The following is a 17,459-nucleotide window of genomic DNA, read 5'->3' as shown; positions in this document are numbered from 1 at the left end:
GGGACTCCTTCGTAGGCGGTTGGAAGTCCTGACCCTGGTCGTTGCGCATTGCTCGTGTCGCCGTTCTCGACCAAACTCGACCACGCGGCGTTCCCGGTTCTCCGACCCGGACCGTGGTGGCGCCGGGGACGGGGGCTCGATGGGGCGAACGGGAACGACGGCACCGCCGGAGCCAGCCGGCGTACGGACCGCGGACGAGCTGGTACTCCGGCTGCGCGCGCTGCGCAGCTGGGCCGGGGTCTCGTACCACGAGATCCATCGCCGGGTGACGACGTCGCGGCGGCGCCGTGGCGTCAGCGAGCTTCCGGCGTACAACACCGTCTATCGCTGCCTGCAGCCCGGCCGGACGCGGCTGGACGTCGAGCTGGTGGTCGACATCGCCTCGGCGCTGCTGGACGACGAGTCGCACGTCGCCGGCTGGCGGCAGGCCCATCAGGTGGTGGCCGGCCGGGCCGCCGACGCAGGCATCGTGACTGTCGGCGACAGCCTTCCCGCGGATCCGGAGGGGTTCGTCGGGCGGGAGGCCGAGATCGCCGAGGTGCTGGCCGCCTACCGGACCGGTGCGACCACAGTCGTGATCGGCGGAATGGCCGGCGTCGGCAAGACCCAGCTGGCGCGCCACCTCGGGCACCGGCTGGTGGCCGCTGGTCACGGCGCCGAGCTACAGCTCGCGGTCGACCTGCGCGGGTTCGACCCGGAGCGACCGCCTGCCGATCCGGGGGCGGTGCTGGAAGGGTTCCTGCGCCGTCTCGGGGTGCCGGGCAGTCAGGTGCTCGGCCTGGACCTGTCGGGCCGTGTCCGCCGGTTTCGCCAACTAGTGGCCGAGCGCAACGTTCTGGTGCTGCTCGACAACGCCGCCAGCGAGGACCAGGTGCACCCGTTGCTGGCGCCCGGCACGCCGACGCTGGTGACGAGCCGCTACCAGCTCGACGCGGGGACGAACGCACGAGCGCTGGCGATCGGGGTGTTCAGCGAGTCCGAGTCGCTGCAGTTGCTCCGGCGTACGGCGGGATCGGCGGCGGTCGCCGCGGACGAGAGCACCGCGCTGCGGATCGCCGAGCTGGTCGGCCATCTGCCGCTGGCGCTGGCCGTCGTCGCCGGGCGCATCGACGACCTGCCGGGCTGGTCGCTGGCCGACCACCTCGAGAGGCTGACCGAGCACCGTGACCGGCTGCGGCTGGAGGACAGCGTCGGCCCGGCCCTCGCACTGTCGTACGAGGCGCTGCCGCCGGAGCGCCGGTGGCTGCTCCGCGTACTCGCGTTGCACCCGGGCCGGGACTTCGACGGGTACGCCGCCGCAGCGGCGGCCGGGCTGGACCCGGCTGAGGTCGAGCTGGAGCTGGCTCAGCTGGTCCGGGCCAGCCTGGTCCAGACCAGCGAACCGGGCCGGTTCGGTCTGCACGACCTGGTCCGGTTGTTCCTGCACGACCGTTCCCGCGACGAGGACCGCGGTGCCGCTCGCCGGGACGCGCTGACGCGGATCGCCGGCTTCTACGCGGCCGGCGTACTCCGGGCCGGCGGGACCTACGCGCCGCACGAAGTGATCCGGTGGGACTTCGGGCAGCTGACCGACGCGGAGCTGCCGCCGATGGCGGAACGGGACGCGGCGCGGTCCTGGCTCGACGCCGAGCGGCCGAACCTGGTCGCCGTGACCCGTACGGCGGCCGAGGCCGGCCTGGCGGAGCCGGTGAAGGCGGTGTCGACCGCGGCGCACTACTACCTGGACACCTGCGGCTACTTCACCGAGGCCGAGGTGATCCATCGCCTGGCCGTGACCACCGCGCAGGACGACCAGGCCCGCAGCCTGGCGCACAACAAGCTGGGCTGCGCGCTGTGGCGTCTGGGCCGGTACGCCGAGGGCCGCGAGTGCTACGAGCAGGCCCTGGAGCTGGTCCGCCGGACCGGCAACCGGACCGGGATCGGGCTGTGTCTGGGAAACGTTGCCCTTGGCCACTACCGGCTGGGCCGGTACCGGGACTCCGTCGACTGCTACCGGCAGGCGCTGGCGCTGCTCGACGACGAGGACGTGATGTCCCCCAGCGCCAGCACGCACCGCGGTGGTCTGGGCTGGGGACTGCTCCGGCTGGGACTGGTCGAGCAGGCGCTGGCCGAGTTCGAGGTGGGACTGGCGAAGGCCCGGCGACTCGGGGAGAACACCTGCGAGGAGGCCTACGCGCTGCTGAACCTCGGCGCCGCCCAGGAGCGCCTCGGCGCGCTGGAGCAGGCTTCGGAGTACGGCGAACGCTCGCTGACCTTGTCGCGCAAGCTGGAGTTCCGCAGCAACGAGGGCGACGGGCTGAACCTGCTCGGCCGGATCCAGTTGGCCCGAGGCGACGCCGACGCTGCGGTGCACCTGCACGCGGAGGCGCTGGACGTCGTCCTGGAGATCGGCCACCGGTCGCTCGCGGTGGAGGTCCGCAACGACCACGGTACGGCGCTGACGAGGACCGGCCGGTTCGACGAGGCGACCGCGGCGCACACCCAGGCGATGGCGGACGCGGAGACCATGGGCGACCGGTACGAGCTGGCCTGCGCCTGGCGTGGTCTGGGAGACGTGCTCGAGTCGTGCGGGGACGCGGCGGCCGCGCGTGACCACCACGCTCGCGCACTCACCCTGTTCGGCGACCTGGGGACGCCCGAGGCGGGCGGTCCCGTCAGCGGGACGTAGCTCACAGGGCTGTGCACTTTCGGGCAGTGGCCGGCAGCTGACCGAGCGTTAGACTCCTCCGCACATTGCGTGATCACGGCACTGCCCTGACCCCGTCCGGTCAGGCCGGGCCTGGTCGCCTGGGGAGGCCTGACCGCGATGAGTTCTGCCATTGGTGAGCCGCCGTCACCCACAGGGGTGCGGACGATCGACGAGCTGAGCGTGCGGTTGCGCTGCCTGCAGAGCTGGTCGGGGGTGTCCTACCGGGAGATCCACCGCCGGGTGGTGCGCTCGCGGCAGGAGCGTGGCATCGGCGAGCTGCCGGCGTACAACACCGTCTACCGCTGCCTGTCGCCCGGTCGCCGGCGGCTGGACGTCGAGCTGGTCGTCGACATCGCGCGGGCGCTGCTGCCTGACGAGAGCAGCGCCGCCGAGTGGCGCAGACGCATCAGCTCGTCTCCGGGCTCGCGGCCGAGGCTGCCGTCGTTCGGGTGACCGGCGCGGTGGACGGTGAGGCGGATGCGTTCGTCGGCCGGGACGAGACGGTGGCGGAGGTGATGGCCGGGCTCGGCTGCGGCAAGGTCGTGCTGGTCCATGGCATGCCAGGGGTCGGCAAGACCACGCTGGCCGTGCACCTCGCCAACCGGCTGGTCCACGACGCCGAGGTGCAGCTGTCGGTCAACCTGCGCGGCTACGACCCGGACCGGCCGCCTGCTGACCCGGCCGCCGTACTGGATGGGTTCCTGCGGCACCTGGACGTGCCCGGCAGCCGGATTCATGCGCTGGGTCTGAGTGCCCGGGCAGCGCTCTTCCGGGAGCTCCTCGGTGACCGGCGGGCCGTCGTACTGCTGGACAACGCGGCGTCGGAGGACCAGATCCAGCCGTTGCTGACCGACAGTCCGACCTGCGTGACGCTGGTGACGAGCCGACGTCGGTTAGTCGGCCGGGCTGATGCGCTGCGCGTCGGGCTGGACGTGTTCGAGCCCGACGAGTCGGCAGCGCTGCTGCGCAGTACAGCTGGTACGGCGGCTGTGCTGGACGACGCACCTGACGTCGCCGCGCAGCTGGCTGAGGTGGTCGGGCACCTGCCGCTTGCGCTCGCCGTACTGGCCGCCCGGATGCGCGCGCAGCCGTCCTGGTCGGCCGCGGACCATCTGGAGCGGCTGCTGGAGCACCGGGCTCGGCTGCGGCTGGACGACGGAGTGGCGGCCGCGTTGGCGATGTCGTACCAGGCACTGGAGCCGGCCAGCGGCCAGATGCTCCGGCTGCTCACACTGCATCCCGGGCGCGACCTGGACCTGGATGCCGCGGCCGCTCTCGCAGGGGTCGCGCCGGAGACGGCACTGGTCCAGCTGAAAGACCTGTTGGACGCGAGCCTGCTGCGGGAACGGTCCGGTCGCTACGAGCTGCACGACCTCGTCCGGCTGCTTGCGGCCGACCGGGTGCGTGACGAGGACCCCGCGCAGGTACGCCGGGCAGCCACGGCTCGTTTGCTCGAGCACTACCGGTCGCTGGTCGCGGAAGCGGCCTACGCCTACGCGCCGACCGACCGGAACCAGCAAGGCATGCGCCGCGAGCCCTCCGACCGGCCCTTCGCGAGCAGCACTGACGGGCAGGCCTGGCTCGACGCCGAGTGGCAGAACCTGATCGCCACCGCGCTCTCGGCGCCCGAGCACGGCCACTCGTCGTACACGACGGATCTGTCGGTGATCCTGCAGCGCTACCTCGACGCCGCCGGGTTCTTCGACGACGCGGTCTCCCTGCACCTGGCTGCCGTCGACTGCGCCGCGACGGATCGCCTCCGGGGACGGGGGCACAACGCTCTCGGCTGCATGTACTGGCGCCTCGGCCGGTACGCCGAAGCGCGGGACGCCTACCAGCGGGCGCTCGAGGTCGCGCGCCGGATCGGCCACCGCAGTGGCGAGGCGTGCAGCCTGACCAACATCGGGATGTGCAACCGCCATCTCGGTGGCTACGCGGTGGCGATCCGCTTCGAGCAGCAGTCGCTGGCCCTGTTCGAGGCCGAGGGCAACCATTCCGGGACCGCGACCGCGCTGGCCGGCTTCGGCTGGGCGAAGCTGCGGCTCGGACTGACCGCGGAGGCGCTGGACCTCTTCCGGCGCGGCCTTTCCGTCAGCCGCGAGCTGGGGGAGTGGTCCTTCGAGCAGGCCCACGCGCTGGTCAACGTGGCGGCGGGAGATGCCGCGCTCGGGCGACTCCCGGCCGCGCGGCGGGGGTTCCAGCTGGCTATCGACCACTCCCGGCAGCTGTCGTTCGCCTTGGGCGAGGGCGAGGGCCTGAACGGACTGGGCCGGCTGCACCTGGCCGAAGGGCGGATCGAGCAGGCGCTCGACTGCCACCGAAAAGCGCTCGCACTGGCCGTGGAGCTGGGGAGCCTGCCCTTCGTGCTCGAGGTGCACAACGACTACGGACACACTCTGCGCCGTGCGGGCCGGTACGCCGAGGGCATGCACCACCACCAGCTCGCGCTGGCCGAGGCGCAGCGGATCGACGACCGCTACGAGCTCGCCCGGGCCTGCGCCGGAACCGGGGAGATCCTCGCGGCGCAAGGCCTGACGACCGCGGCGACGGACTTCTGGTGGCGGGCCTACACGGTCTTCCGCGACCTCGGCTGCCCGCAGGCCGCCGTCGTCGGCAACCGCCTGGCAACAGCGGGACACCGGTTGGCGCTGCGCCGCCAGCTCCCGTCCGCCTGACCAGCCGGCCGGGCGGACGGGAGCTCAGCTCAGCAGCGAGCGCCGTTGGAGGTGCTGTACCACGGCGAGTACGCGCTGACGCGGTTCAGCGTTCCGTTGCTCTTCTTCTCGTACAGGAAGAAGCGAACGCAGGTGCCCTCGCGGTGGTCGTACTTGCACTCCTTCCAGCCGTCGGCCGCGGCCGGAGCCGCGCAGTCGCGCTCCTTGCCGTAGTTGGTGTCGACGCCGGCCACCGTGGTCCAGCCGTTCGCGTCGAGGTCGACCACCCACTGGTCGTCGCCGTCCCACTGGAAGCAGGTGGCGCCCCAGCTCGTGTAGATCCCGACACAGCCGGCCGGCGGCGTCGCCGCAACCGCCATCCCCTCGCCGGAAACCTTGACGGCCTCACCGCCGCCGGCGCCCACCAGGCTCCGCGGATCGGTCGGAGCCGGCGCCGCCGAAGCAGTACCGGCCACTCCCGCTCCGAGCAGCATGACGCCTGCCGCGACAGCGAAAACACGCTTGGTGATACCGAGAACCTTGCTCATCCAGAAACGACCTTTCGGGCGGAGGTTGTACTGACCCCCACACCCTCGGCCGACCACCCGCACCCCGTCCCTCTTTTCGATCGAACTCGATCAGCTGCGGCCTCATGAGGGCCTCCCGCTCGCTGGGAGCGGTGGCCCGGCCCGGCGTTACAGATTTCGGATGATTTGCAGCTTCCTGCACATTCGTGGCGACAGAGGGTCGCGGGTTGATACGGTCGCGGGCGCCGCTGGAGGGGTCGGGGGACCCCAGGGCCTGTCAAAAGGTCATCCACGCCCCTGGGGGAAACACCATGGCCAAGTCCCGGCCGTCCGCCCGTGTTCGACGTACCCGTGTTCGGGTCGGCAAGGCTCTCGCGATCGCTATTGCTTTGGCGGTTCCGCTGAGTGGTCTCAGCTCTGCCAACGTGCCGACCGTCGCAGCGGCAGCGATGCCGCAGGCTGCAATGGCGGGGCAAGGTGAGGCTTCGGCACCAACGCAGCAGGCTGGTACGACGGATCCCGCTACGGCCGAGCCGCCGGTTGGCAAGAACACAGTGACGCCGCCGTCGCTGCGGTCGATGTTCCCGACCGGTGTGAAGTCGCCGGCGGACAAGGTCGAGCAGGCACCCCCGAAGGTGGTTGCGGCAGAGGCCCCCAAGGATCCTGCGGGCAGCTTCAGTGAGAAGACCAGCAAGGAACTGCCCGAGCGACGCGATCGGTTCTCGCAGACGTTCGTCAACGCCGACAAGACCGAGACGACGGTGCTGTCTCAGGGGCCGCTGAACTTCAAGAAGCCGGACGGTTCGTGGGCGAAGATCAACGCCGATCTGACGCCCTCGGACGGCAAGGGTGGCTGGGAGGTGATCTCGAACGAGGTCTACTCGTGGATCGCTCCCAAGGCGAACAACACTCCGCTGGTCCAGATGGAGCTGGGTAACGGTCACAACTTTGGCTGGAGCCTGGCCGGAGCTGGAGACGTGGCCGGACAGATGACGGAGAACAAGGTCCTGTTCCCGGGTGTGGCGCCGGGTGCTGACCTGGAGCTGGAGTCGCAGCCGACGGGGATCAAGGAAACCATCATCCTCGGTTCGAAGACTGCCGGCCGGACGTACACCTTCCCGCTGCAGCTGACCGACAACCTCACGCCGTCGCTGGTCGGCAAGGAGGTCGTCCTTACCGACGAGAACGGCGTCCAGCGTGGGAAGATCCCGGCCGGTGTGATGGAGGACAGCGGTACGACGAACGGCAGCCCGGCCACCTCGACTGCCATCGAGTACGAGCTGATCACTGTCGACGGCAAGCCGGCGATCAAGGTCGTCGTCGACGACGCCTGGCTCGATGACCCGGCGCGGGTGTACCCGGTCAAGGTCGACCCGACCTTCTACTGGACGGAGTCTCAGAAGCCGAGCTACGCCGTGAGCACCGGCCTCAACGGCGGCATCGACGGCGGGCAGTCGCTGCAGATCGGCTGCCGGCCCGGACCGGGCCAGACGGGATGCCCGAGCACCGGCTGGAACGTGTTCGCGTCATACCTGTCGTTCCCGAGTCTGGTGCCGGCGCTGCGCTATCACAAGGTCTTCACGGCTCGGCTCGACCTGCTGAACTACGAATCCGGTTCGTGTGCTGCGCGGTGGGTCGACGTGCACGGTGTCACCCAGGCGTGGCAGAACATTCCGCAAGCGCAGCTCAAGTTCCCCGGTCCGCCGGTGACGCCCGCAGCCTTCGGTGGTGCGGGTTTCGCGAAGGGCTACATCGCGACGGGCCAGACCTCGTCGGCGTGCAAGGCGGGCTATCAGCCGATCGAGCTCCAGGCCGCGGGCCGCGACTGGATCCAGAGTCTGGCCGACGGGACGCGTGACAACTGGGGCCTGGCGGTGCGTGCCCGGAACCAGAACGACTCGGCGTCATGGAAGAAGTTCGCGGGCGTCGACACCGCGAACCCGCCGCGACTGGTGGTGACGCACTCGCCGTACCGGGCGTCGTACCAGGAGATGCCGCAGTCGCCGGCGGACTTCGTGACTCAGGACAAGCCTGGCAAGTTCCCGATCTACGTGAAGAACCTTGGGGCCTACACCTGGCAGCCGGGCGTGGACTTCATGACGTACCGGGTTTTCGACACCGCGGGCAATCAGGTGAACACCGAGAACGCGCACAAGACCCAGTTCCCGACGATCGTCTCGCACTTGGGAGGTATGACGCTTCCGGTGTCGGTGCAGAAACTGCCGGGCAGCGCGGCCGGTACGACGTACGACATCGAGTTCACGATGGTTCATCAGGACGGCAGTACTCCGCGGACCTTCACCGACTGGGGGATCGCTCCGCTCCGCATCCGTATCGTGGTGAAGAACGTTCCGCCGGTGGTGGATCCTGCGGGGATCTGGCCGCTGAATGGCGCGCAGGCCACTACGTTGCGACCGCAGTTGTGGGCCGATGCGGTTGATCCCGATGCGCCCGAATCCAGCATCCAGTACCGGTTCGAGGTCTGCGAGGTCGTTGGCGCGGACCCTCGGGTTGGCTGTTTCACCAGTGGTGACTACGGCGCGGCCAAGACCTGGGCCATTCCGTTCGGCAAGTTGGCCTGGAACAAGGAGTACCAGTGGCGGCCCTACATCCGCGACAACGACGGTGTGGTGAAGACCATTCAGCCGATCACGATGTTCACCGACGTTCCGCAGCCGGTGATCACGTCGCACCTGGCCGGCAGTGAGGCTCAGCCAGGGGACAAGCCTTTCGATCCTCAGGCCGGCAACTACACGACGGCGGCGCTGGATGTCGTCGTACCAGTTGCGGGGCCTGAGCTCAACGTGGCGCGGACGTACAACAGTCTCGACCCGCGTCGTGATGGACTGTTCGGTGCGGGCTGGTCGAGCCGCTATGACATGCGGGTCAAGACCGAGAGCGGTTTCCCGTTCCATGCTTTGGTGACCTACCCCGATGGACGTCAGGTCCGGTTCGCGCGCAACGCCGACGGTAGCTATGCCGGTCCGCGAGGGTCCAAGGCGATTCTGACCGGCGCGATTTCCGGCCCGTGGTCCCTGCAGATCGCGCCCGGCACGAAGTACGAGTTCGCTGCGACCAGTGGCCGGCTGAGCAAGATCTCCGGTGCGCAGGGCAAGCCCCTGGTCCTGACGTACGACAGCGCCGACGTCACGGCCAAGCTGCAGTCGGTCGCGAGTCAGGACGGCGCCGGCCGCAAGCTCACCTTCTCCTGGACACAGGACGGTCAGCACGTCGCGTCGGTCAGCACCCAGCCGGTCGGTGGAACGCCGTTGACGTGGACGTACGAGTACACCGGCGACGCACTGACCAAGGCGTGCAACTCCGAGCAGAAGTGCACGACGTACGGATTCGAGCAGGGCTCGCACTATCGCAGCGCGGTGCTGGACAGCAAGCCCGATGCCTACTACCGGCTGTCTGAACCCTGGCGGACCGCATTGAACGAGGTCGACATCGCACCTCGTAGCGACGACGGCTTCCACAGCGGAACCGTGGCTGGTCAGGAGTCGCCGCTGGCGGGCGTGGCAGACGCCGACAAGTCGGTCCGGTTCGGTGGAGCGGCAGCGAAGTCGTTCGTCGGGCTCAAGAACGGCATGGTGAACCGGAGCCGTGACGCCACCGTCGAGCTGTGGTTCAAGACCGGCGCCGCGGGCTCGCAGCCCTTGATCGGGTACCAGAACAAGGTGATCGGGACGACACCGACGGCCGGGATGCCGCTGCTGTACGTCGGTAACGACGGCAAGCTCCGAGGCCAGTTCTGGCAGGGAGCGGCCGCGCCGATCACCTCGTCGGCTCTGGTGAACGACAACCAGTGGCACCACGTTGCGCTGAACGCCTCCGACGGCAGCCAGACGGTGCACCTGGATGGCGCATTCGTCGGCAGGCTCGACACCGGCGCGATCAACAACGATCCGTTCCCCATCGGCCAGATCGGCGCGGCCGCGACCGCCAAAGCATCCGACTGGCCGGGATGGGGCACCGAGACGACTCGGTATTTCGACGGGCTGATCGACGAGGTCTCGCTGTACTCCCACCCGATCTCGGCCAAGGAGATCCAGAGCCACTACGAGCTGGGTAAGACGGCCGCCGACCAGTTGACGTCGATCACCACGCCGGCCGGGCGGACGCTGGCTCAACTGTCCTACCACCCGGCCGACGACCGGATCACCGATTACGTCGACGCCAACGGCGGATCATGGCAGCTCGGCCAGCCGACGGTCAGCGGTGGCGAGACCGACCTTCGGCGGACCGTGCGGGTGACCGATCCTTTGAATCGCAGCTACGTCTACGAGTACGACGCGCTCGCGGGCAGATTGCTGCGCGCAGGGCGGCCGATCGCCGCACGCACCCGTGATGAGGACCACCCGAGTTCCCCCGCGCCTGCCGTGACGGTCGACTGGCCGCGTTCGGGGTACGGAATCAGGAGCTTCACCTACGACAAGACCGGCGTGCTGACCAAGGTGACCAACGAGGTGGGAGCCGAAGTCAGCATGACCTACGACTCCCGAGGCAACGTCGCCTCGACCAAGACCTGTCGAACGGGCACGACGGACTGTCGCACCGAGTTCAACGTCTATCACGCCAACGCAGCCTGGGGTGCGCTTGATCCACGCTGGGACAAGCTGGCGATCTATCGGGACGGCAGATCGAGCAGCGCGACCGACGACACCTTCCGGCGAAGCACGTCGCTGAACGCTGCTGGTGACTTCACTGTCGAACGCAGCCCCGACGGTGGCGAGGTCAACTACACCTACACCGATGGCGTTGCGACCGGTCCTGATGGCCAGCCGATGCCGGCCGGTCTGCTCCGCACGTCGACGAGCAAGGTCACGGCAACGACGACTGCGCAGACGCAGTACCTCTACAACCAGCACGGTCAACTGGTTCAGTTGACCGCTCCGTCCGGGGTGGTCACGAAGTACACCTATGACGAGATCGGCCGCAAGCTCACCGAGACCCAGGTCTCGGACAGTCACCCGGCCGGCGTCACCTCGACGTACGCCTACGACAAGATGTCTCGCGTCGTCAGTGTCACCGGGGCGGTCACGACCGACGCGGTGACGGGTGACAAGCACCAGCAGAAAGGCGAGATCGAGTACGACAACGACGGTAACGTCGTGAAGTCGACGGCCAGGGATCTGCTGACGGGTGACGAACCGAGGGTCACCAGCTTCGAGTACGACGACCGCGGACGGGTGATCCGTAGCGTCGACGCGACTGGCCGGGAGACCCAGCAGGGCTACGACCAGTTCGGCAACAAGACCTGGTCGCAGGACGCGAACGGCGCGCGGTTCGAGTACGCCTACAGCGACCTCAACCTGCTGACCGAGATCCGCGACTTCAACCTGCCGGGCGAGACTCCGGACGATCCGGAGGACACTCCTGAGGACGGTCCGACCGAGGGCGTCGACTACACGATCCGGCAGACCACCTGGTACGACCCTGCCGGGCGTAAGTCGGTCGACATCGACGCGATGAAGCGGGTCACGAACTATACCTACAACGGCGACGACACTCTCAAGACGGCCGCGTTGGTCGGGTTCCGCAACCCGGACGGGACGGCCCGCGATTTCGTCCTCGCGAACAACACCTACGACAAGGCAGGCAACCGGACCCGATCGGTCACCGACAACGGCAAGACCACGATCGACTACACCTACGACGTCGCGGGCCGGGTGGCGACCACGACCGCCGACCCGCAGACGCTGAAGCGCAGGACGACCGACACCCACGACCTCGCGGGCAACGTCACCAAGCGCGAGACCACAGGTGCTTGGTCCAACGCGGACCTGGCCGGGCCGACGACCGTGACCGATGTCGTCAGTTACGTCTTCGACACCGCAGGCCGGCCTGTCGAGACCAAGGTCCAGAACACCGACGGGTCGTTGCTGACGACCTCGTCGACCTACGACCAGCGTGGCCTGAGGCTCACCGAGGTCCAGCCGCGCGGCAACGTGACCGGGGCGGTCAAGGCGGACTTCACGACCAAGTTCGAGTACGACGAGCTGGGTCGCCAGGTCCGGACCGTAGCTCCGAAGGTCCAGGCCGAGCAGAATGGTGGAGCGGCCGCCGCTGTTCAGCCGACCGGTGCCGTGGGCTACGGGGCCTTCGGGCAGCAGACGTCGGTGAAGGATGCGTTGGGCAACATCAGCACGACGGCCTTTGACAAGCTCGGTCGTCCCACGGAGGTTACCGGGTCGCCGTACACGCCGCCCGGCGGGCAGGCGCTGACGCCCAAGGCAACGCTCGAGTACGACGCCGTCGGCAATGTGCTCGCGCAGGTCGACGAGCGGGGTAATGCCACCCGTTTCACCTACGACCACCTCAACCGGCAGATCCAGATCGACGTCCCTGGCAAGACGAACGACGAACGGGCGCTCACGAAGTTGACCTATACGGCCAGCGGCGAGGTGGAGTCGGCGACGGATCCGCTCGGCGCGGTCACGAAGTACACCTACGACGATCTCGACCGTCCGGTCACGACCACTGCGGTCGAGCGGAAGCCGGTCGCCGGGAATTTCGTGACGCGGTTGACGTACGACGACCTGAGCAACGTGGTGAAGGCCCAGGCGCCGTCGGGTGCGGTCGCGACGAACACCTACGACACGCTCGGTCAGCTGACACAGTCGGCCGACCCGAACAACGTCCTCACCAAGCTGGGCTACGACTACGCGGGCCGCCAGGTCCGCAACAGCGACGGGCTCGGTCGGAGCAGCATCGCGTCGTACAACAAGGCTGGTCAGCTCGTGTCGAGCAAGTTGGTCGATGCGGCGAAAAACTCGCTGGGGACGACGCAGCTCGGGTACGACGCTGACGGGAACCTCGTCAGTTCGACGCCGGCCAGTGGCAACCGCGCGACGACGTACACCTACGACGCGCTCGGGCGGATGACCCAGCAGGTCGACCCGGTGACGGCGACCCAGTCGATCACGATCGGCTACGGGTACGACGCCGCGGGCAACCGCACCCGCTACACCGACGGGCGCGGCAACTCCACGACGTACACGATCAACTCCCTCGGTCTGCCCGAGAAGGTGATCGAACCGTCGACGACCGCTCACCCGGCGCCGGCCGACCGCACCTGGACGGCCTCGTACGACGCGGCAGGCAACTCGTCGCTGCTGCTCTCGCCAGGCGGAGTCCAGCGCACTCGCACCTACGACGCCGTCGGACGGCTGCTGAAGGAGGAGGGGACCGGCGCCGAGGCGTCTACGGCTACCCGGGACCTCGCCTACGACCTCGCCGGACGCCTCACCTCGAGCAGCTCGATCGATGGCGCGAACACCTACAACTACAACGACCGCGGCATGCTGCTCCGCGCCGACGGGCCCTCCGGAACCTCGACCCAGGGCTACGACGCCGACGGCCAGCTGACCCAGCGGATCGACGCTGCCGGCACCGCCGACTTCACCTACCTCAACGGCCGCCCGGCAACGGTCACCGACCCGGTCACCCGCACCACCCAGACGCTCGGCTACAACACCGCTGGGCAGCTCAGCACGATCGACTACGGCTCCGGGCGGCTCCGCACCGTCGGCTATGACGCCTACGGCCGGATGAGCTCCGATACGTTGAAGGCCGGTCAGACGGTCGTTTCGTCGATGGCGTACGGGTACGACGCGGACAACAACATCACCAGCAAGAAGACCACCGGTGTCGCCGGTGCCGCTGACAACACCTATGCCTACGACCAGCTCGGCCGCCTCACGTCCTGGACCGCCGGGTCCAAGACGACCGAGTACGGGTGGGACGCTGCCAGTAACCGGACCAAGGCCGGCACCAAGCTCGCGACGTACGACGAACGCAACCGTCTCCTCAACGACGGCACGTCTGACTACACCTACTCGGCGCGTGGCAGTTTGTTGTCGAAGAAAGCCGGCGCGACCACGGAAGCGTTCACCTTCGACGCCTTCGACCGGATGATCAAGAACTCGGACCGCGACTTCACCTACGACGCTCTCGACCGGCCGGTCGCGGCCGGGACCGCGCGGATGCGGTATGCCGGGTTCAGTGATGAGGTGGTCACCGATGGCACTCAGTCGTTCGGCCGCAGCGCGAGCGATGGTCTGCTGTCGGTCGGCTACGAAGCCACGAAGCGTCTGGTCCTCGCGGACCGCCACGGCGACATCATCGGCGGCTTCGACCCGACCGACACCACCCTCGCTGCTGGTCTGCCCGACTCCCGCACCTACGACCCCTTCGGCAACTCCACCGCCGCGAACGGGTTGAAGTACCGGGTCGGCTACCAGGGCGACTGGACCGACCCACGTAGTGGTGACGTGAACCAGGGTGCGCGCTGGTACAACCCGGAGTCTGGGACCTTCAATTCTCGCGACACCATCAGTCATGATGCTGGCTCGGTGTCGTCTTTGCCGAACCTGTACGCGTACGCGGCCGGGAATCCGTTGACCTTCAATGACCCGACCGGGAACAAGCCGGACCCAGAGGACGGCGGCACGTCGGAGTACAAGTGCAAGCAATATCCGGGATGGGACAACGACTCACGGGTAACGCTCACGCAGTGCGATTGGAAGGCCAAGCCGCCACCGCCGCAGAAATGTGTGAAGAACTGCAAGAAAGGCCCGATCAAGCCATCGTCGGGCGAGTGTATGAAGAATTGTGGTACTGGCGGCCGAGGTAAGGGCGGTCGTGGTGGCGACGGTGGCGGAGGTGGCGGTGGCGGTGGTGGTGGTGGTGGTGAGTGCAGGCGGAACTGTGGCGATTATCGTCCGCCGCCCCCGCCGCGGTGTGATGCGGAGTGCCAGCGGAAGAAGGACGAAGAAGAGAAGCGCCGGCGCACCGAGGAAGCCCGTAACCGGCAGGAGAACCGCGCGCAGACGATCCCGGTCGTTCCTCCCGGTACCCCGTCGTGCGGTGCCGCCAACCCGAGCCTGTGCCCCAGCAATCCGACCCGCCCAGCCGACCAGACCGGCGGCTACGTAGACCGCAGCGGCTCAACGGGTAGCTATGCGGACCAGACCTATCGTGAGACGGTCACCACGCTTGGCAGTGTGGTGGGCGAGACCACCGAATCGAGTCAGCGGAGCTTGCTGGACTCGCTCGGGGAGTTCGGCTTGCCGGGTTCTCATGTGTCGCCGGGTGAGGCTCAGATGGCGCAGTGGATGAAGGAGAACCCTGAGCTCGTCCATCTGGGGCTCGATATCGCCGGTTTCATCCCGTTGGTCGGGGAGTACTACGACGTCACGAACGCTGTCTTGTACGCGAGTGAGGGTGATGAGCTCAACGCGGTGTTGAGTGGCTCGTCGGCGATCCCAGGGATCGGCTGGATCCCGGCCGGGATCAAGCTGGGCAAGAAGATCCCGAAGCTGGTCAAGGTCCTCGGCAAGTGTGACAACTCGTTCGTCGCCGAGACGAGGGTCCTGATGGCCGACGGAACCACGAAACGTATCGACCAGATCCGCGTCGGTGATGTCGTGATGGCCGCCGACCCCGAGACCGGTGAGAGGTCTCCGCAGCGCGTCACCGACGTGATCGTCGGCGAGGGCTCCAAGCAACTGGTGGAGCTTCAGGTCCGCCAGAAGACCGCACTCAAACTCGAAGCACCTGGCAAGCTGACGGCCACAAGCAACCATCCCTTCCACTCGGCGAGTGGACAGCGATGGCTCGATGCCGAGGACCTGACCGCCGGCGCATCGCTGACCACCTACCGCCCCGCGGAGAAGGTAGTTGTCGGCAGCGTGCGCCCGCGCACCGAGGTCACCCGCGTCTACAACCTCACCGTCGACCAACTCCACACCTACTATGTACTGCCGCAGTCCGCAGGTGGAGCTACGACCGGACCTAGTGTCCTCGTCCACAACTGCGGCGGGCCGGTGACAGTGACAGACGATGTGATCGACCTTCATATTCTGCCGCGACACGGACCCGGTACCCCAGCCACTGGGAGCAAGTTCAGCGATACCATTGATCCGGATGATTTCGAGGGCCTCGCCAACGAGGCGGTTCGTGGTGCGCCGATACCTACTCAGGTGAACCCGAAGTCCGGAAATCATGCACATGACTACGACCTCGGGCGGGTCATAGGTGAGAATGGAGAAACGCGAATTCGTGTCTGGGTTGACGATCGAGGAGCTGTTCAATCGATGCATCCTCTGCCATGATCGAGTTTTCCTATCGTAAGGAAAGCCTGCCGGAGCTTTTCGGATGGGAGCACCAGCGGGATATCGCGTCAGCGACGAGGGGGGAACTGTTGTGGTACTTTTTTCCTGTCGACATTCTAATTCGTGACGAACGGCAAGAGATCAAGACCAGTCACGCAGGACTTCCCTTGCTTAACATCGGTTTGTCGATGATCGATATTATAGAGGAGTTGTCGTCTTCGGAGTCGGCAACTGCTAGGTATGGTTTCTTGGAGTCTGACGACTCCATCTCGTTCGCTAGAGAAGGTGACCGCGCAGAGATTCGATCCACTCTGGATTCGGTTGTTTTAACGACATCAATGTTCGAACTCAGTAATGCGATTAAGAGTTCTTCGTACCGAGCTTTCGGCGACCTTATTTCTGAATATCCAGCATTGTCTCAGTCGGCTGTTTCAGCTGAGATACTCATCGATCCTGAATGCTTCTGAGTCCTAAATTCGCAATTGGTCAGGTCGTCGGCGTGGTTTGCTGATCAGGGGCAATGAGTTGTTGATGATGGTGAGGTTCCCGCTGATCGTGATTGCCGAATGACCGAAGTCAGGTGCTACGCCCCGGCCGGGTTGTTTGATCTAGGGACTTGGCAGGTGCCTATGAACTGGAGATTCGGCTTGTTCTCGGGGATCAGGGCAGCAGGAACCGAACTGTGGATCGACCCCTACGGCGCGGCTTGGGGTTATCCGGAGTTCGTCGAGGACCCGCAGCACGGCACCGGTCTCGCCGAGCGCGACGACGCTGCGCTTGCAATTTTCTTCCAGCGTCTCGGGGAGGCCAAGGCGGCGGCATCTTCTTGACGCCGGGTCGGTACGTGGAGGACTTGCCTTATCAGTCGGTGCTGTGACGGCGCGGAATTTGGTCTTGTTTACGAGGGTGTCGAAGACACTCCTAACGGTGTCCTGATCGAGGGCGTCCGTTTCTCGCGGACCGGCACGGCGACATCATTGGTGGCTTCGACCCGGCCGATACGACGCTGGCGGCTGGTTTGCCGGATTCCCGTACCTACGACCCGTTCGGCAACTCGACTGCCGCGAACGGGTTGAAGTACCGGGTTGGTCACCAGGGTGACTGGACCGATCCTCGCAGTGGTGATGTGAACAAGGGTGCGCGCTGGTACAACCCGGAGTCTGGGATGTTCAATTCTCGCGACACCATCAGCCACGCCGCCGGGTCGGCGTCGTCGCTGCCGAATCTGTACGCCTATGCGGCCGGCAACCCGTTGACCTTCAACGACCCGACCGGGAACAAGCCTTCGATCCCGTTGGTGGCACTTTCGACCCGCACTGCGAACTGAAGAACATCGGCGATGGCGACTTCTGGTGGTGTGAGGGATGGGACTACACCCCGCCGCCTCCGCCGCCGGGCGGCTGTGTGAAGGATTGTCCCAAGCCGAAGCCCACCTGCAAGACCGACAAGAAGCTGTGCCCACCACCGATCA

Annotated in this window: 8 protein-coding genes; 7 read left to right on the top strand and 1 reads right to left on the bottom strand. The window is 67.1% G+C overall.

Annotation, left to right across the window (positions count from 1 at the left end):
* The first annotated feature begins 139 nt into the window (after positions 1-139).
* The 3 genes from HDA39_RS25985 (at position 140) to HDA39_RS25975 (ending at position 5,364) form a co-directional block, all read left to right on the top strand.
* Positions 140-2,668: a tetratricopeptide repeat protein gene (locus HDA39_RS25985; RefSeq protein WP_184799333.1), complete on the top strand. Its 2,529-nt coding sequence runs from the start codon at positions 140-142 to the stop codon at positions 2,666-2,668.
* A 138-nt stretch (positions 2,669-2,806) separates the two neighbouring features.
* The gene (locus HDA39_RS25980; protein ID WP_184799331.1) at positions 2,807-3,142 is read left to right on the top strand and encodes a hypothetical protein; all 336 of its coding nucleotides are present in this window, start codon (positions 2,807-2,809) and stop codon (positions 3,140-3,142) included.
* Positions 3,082-5,364, top strand: a complete 2,283-nt coding sequence (locus HDA39_RS25975; RefSeq protein WP_184799329.1) for a tetratricopeptide repeat protein — start codon at positions 3,082-3,084, stop codon at positions 5,362-5,364. The genes HDA39_RS25980 and HDA39_RS25975 overlap by 61 nt, the downstream gene beginning before the upstream one ends.
* 29 nt (positions 5,365-5,393) lie before the next feature.
* On the opposite strand, the gene HDA39_RS25970 is transcribed toward HDA39_RS25975, so the two are convergent.
* The gene (locus HDA39_RS25970) at positions 5,394-5,891 is read right to left on the bottom strand and encodes a hypothetical protein (protein ID WP_184799327.1); all 498 of its coding nucleotides are present in this window, start codon (positions 5,889-5,891) and stop codon (positions 5,394-5,396) included.
* A 428-nt stretch (positions 5,892-6,319) separates the two neighbouring features.
* On the opposite strand from HDA39_RS25970, the gene HDA39_RS25965 reads away from it, so the two are divergent.
* The 4 genes from HDA39_RS25965 to HDA39_RS25950 all read left to right on the top strand — a co-directional run bounded on the left by HDA39_RS25965 (position 6,320) and on the right by HDA39_RS25950 (position 17,315).
* Entirely contained in the window at positions 6,320-15,988 is a 9,669-nt protein-coding gene (locus tag HDA39_RS25965; protein WP_238356148.1) for a LamG-like jellyroll fold domain-containing protein, read from the top strand.
* The gene (locus tag HDA39_RS25960) at positions 15,985-16,455 is read left to right on the top strand and encodes a hypothetical protein (RefSeq protein WP_184799323.1); all 471 of its coding nucleotides are present in this window, start codon (positions 15,985-15,987) and stop codon (positions 16,453-16,455) included. The genes HDA39_RS25965 and HDA39_RS25960 overlap by 4 nt, the downstream gene beginning before the upstream one ends.
* Positions 16,456-16,617: 162 nt before the next feature.
* Positions 16,618-16,818 carry a hypothetical protein gene (locus HDA39_RS25955; RefSeq protein ID WP_184799321.1) on the top strand — a complete coding sequence of 67 codons (201 nt, stop codon included), beginning with the start codon at positions 16,618-16,620 and terminating at the stop codon, positions 16,816-16,818.
* A 188-nt stretch (positions 16,819-17,006) separates the two neighbouring features.
* Entirely contained in the window at positions 17,007-17,315 is a 309-nt protein-coding gene (locus HDA39_RS25950; protein WP_184799319.1) for an RHS repeat-associated core domain-containing protein, read from the top strand.
* Positions 17,316-17,459 lie beyond the last annotated feature (144 nt).

It is taken from the genome of Kribbella italica (assembly GCF_014205135.1).
In the GTDB taxonomy this organism is placed as follows: Bacteria; Actinomycetota; Actinomycetes; order Propionibacteriales; family Kribbellaceae; genus Kribbella; species Kribbella italica.
The sequence above is the reverse complement of the archived record's forward strand: the minus strand, read 5'-3'. Positions and strand labels throughout refer to the sequence as shown.

Coding starts and splice junctions, on each gene's coding strand:
- HDA39_RS25985 (WP_184799333.1), top strand. CDS start 140: ATGGGGCGAACGGGAACGACGGCACCGCCGGAGCCAGCCGGCGTACGG.
- HDA39_RS25980 (WP_184799331.1), top strand. CDS start 2,807: ATGAGTTCTGCCATTGGTGAGCCGCCGTCACCCACAGGGGTGCGGACG.
- HDA39_RS25970 (WP_184799327.1), bottom strand. CDS start 5,891: ATGAGCAAGGTTCTCGGTATCACCAAGCGTGTTTTCGCTGTCGCGGCA.
- HDA39_RS25965 (WP_238356148.1), top strand. CDS start 6,320: ATGCCGCAGGCTGCAATGGCGGGGCAAGGTGAGGCTTCGGCACCAACG.
- HDA39_RS25960 (WP_184799323.1), top strand. CDS start 15,985: ATGATCGAGTTTTCCTATCGTAAGGAAAGCCTGCCGGAGCTTTTCGGA.
- HDA39_RS25955 (WP_184799321.1), top strand. CDS start 16,618: ATGAACTGGAGATTCGGCTTGTTCTCGGGGATCAGGGCAGCAGGAACC.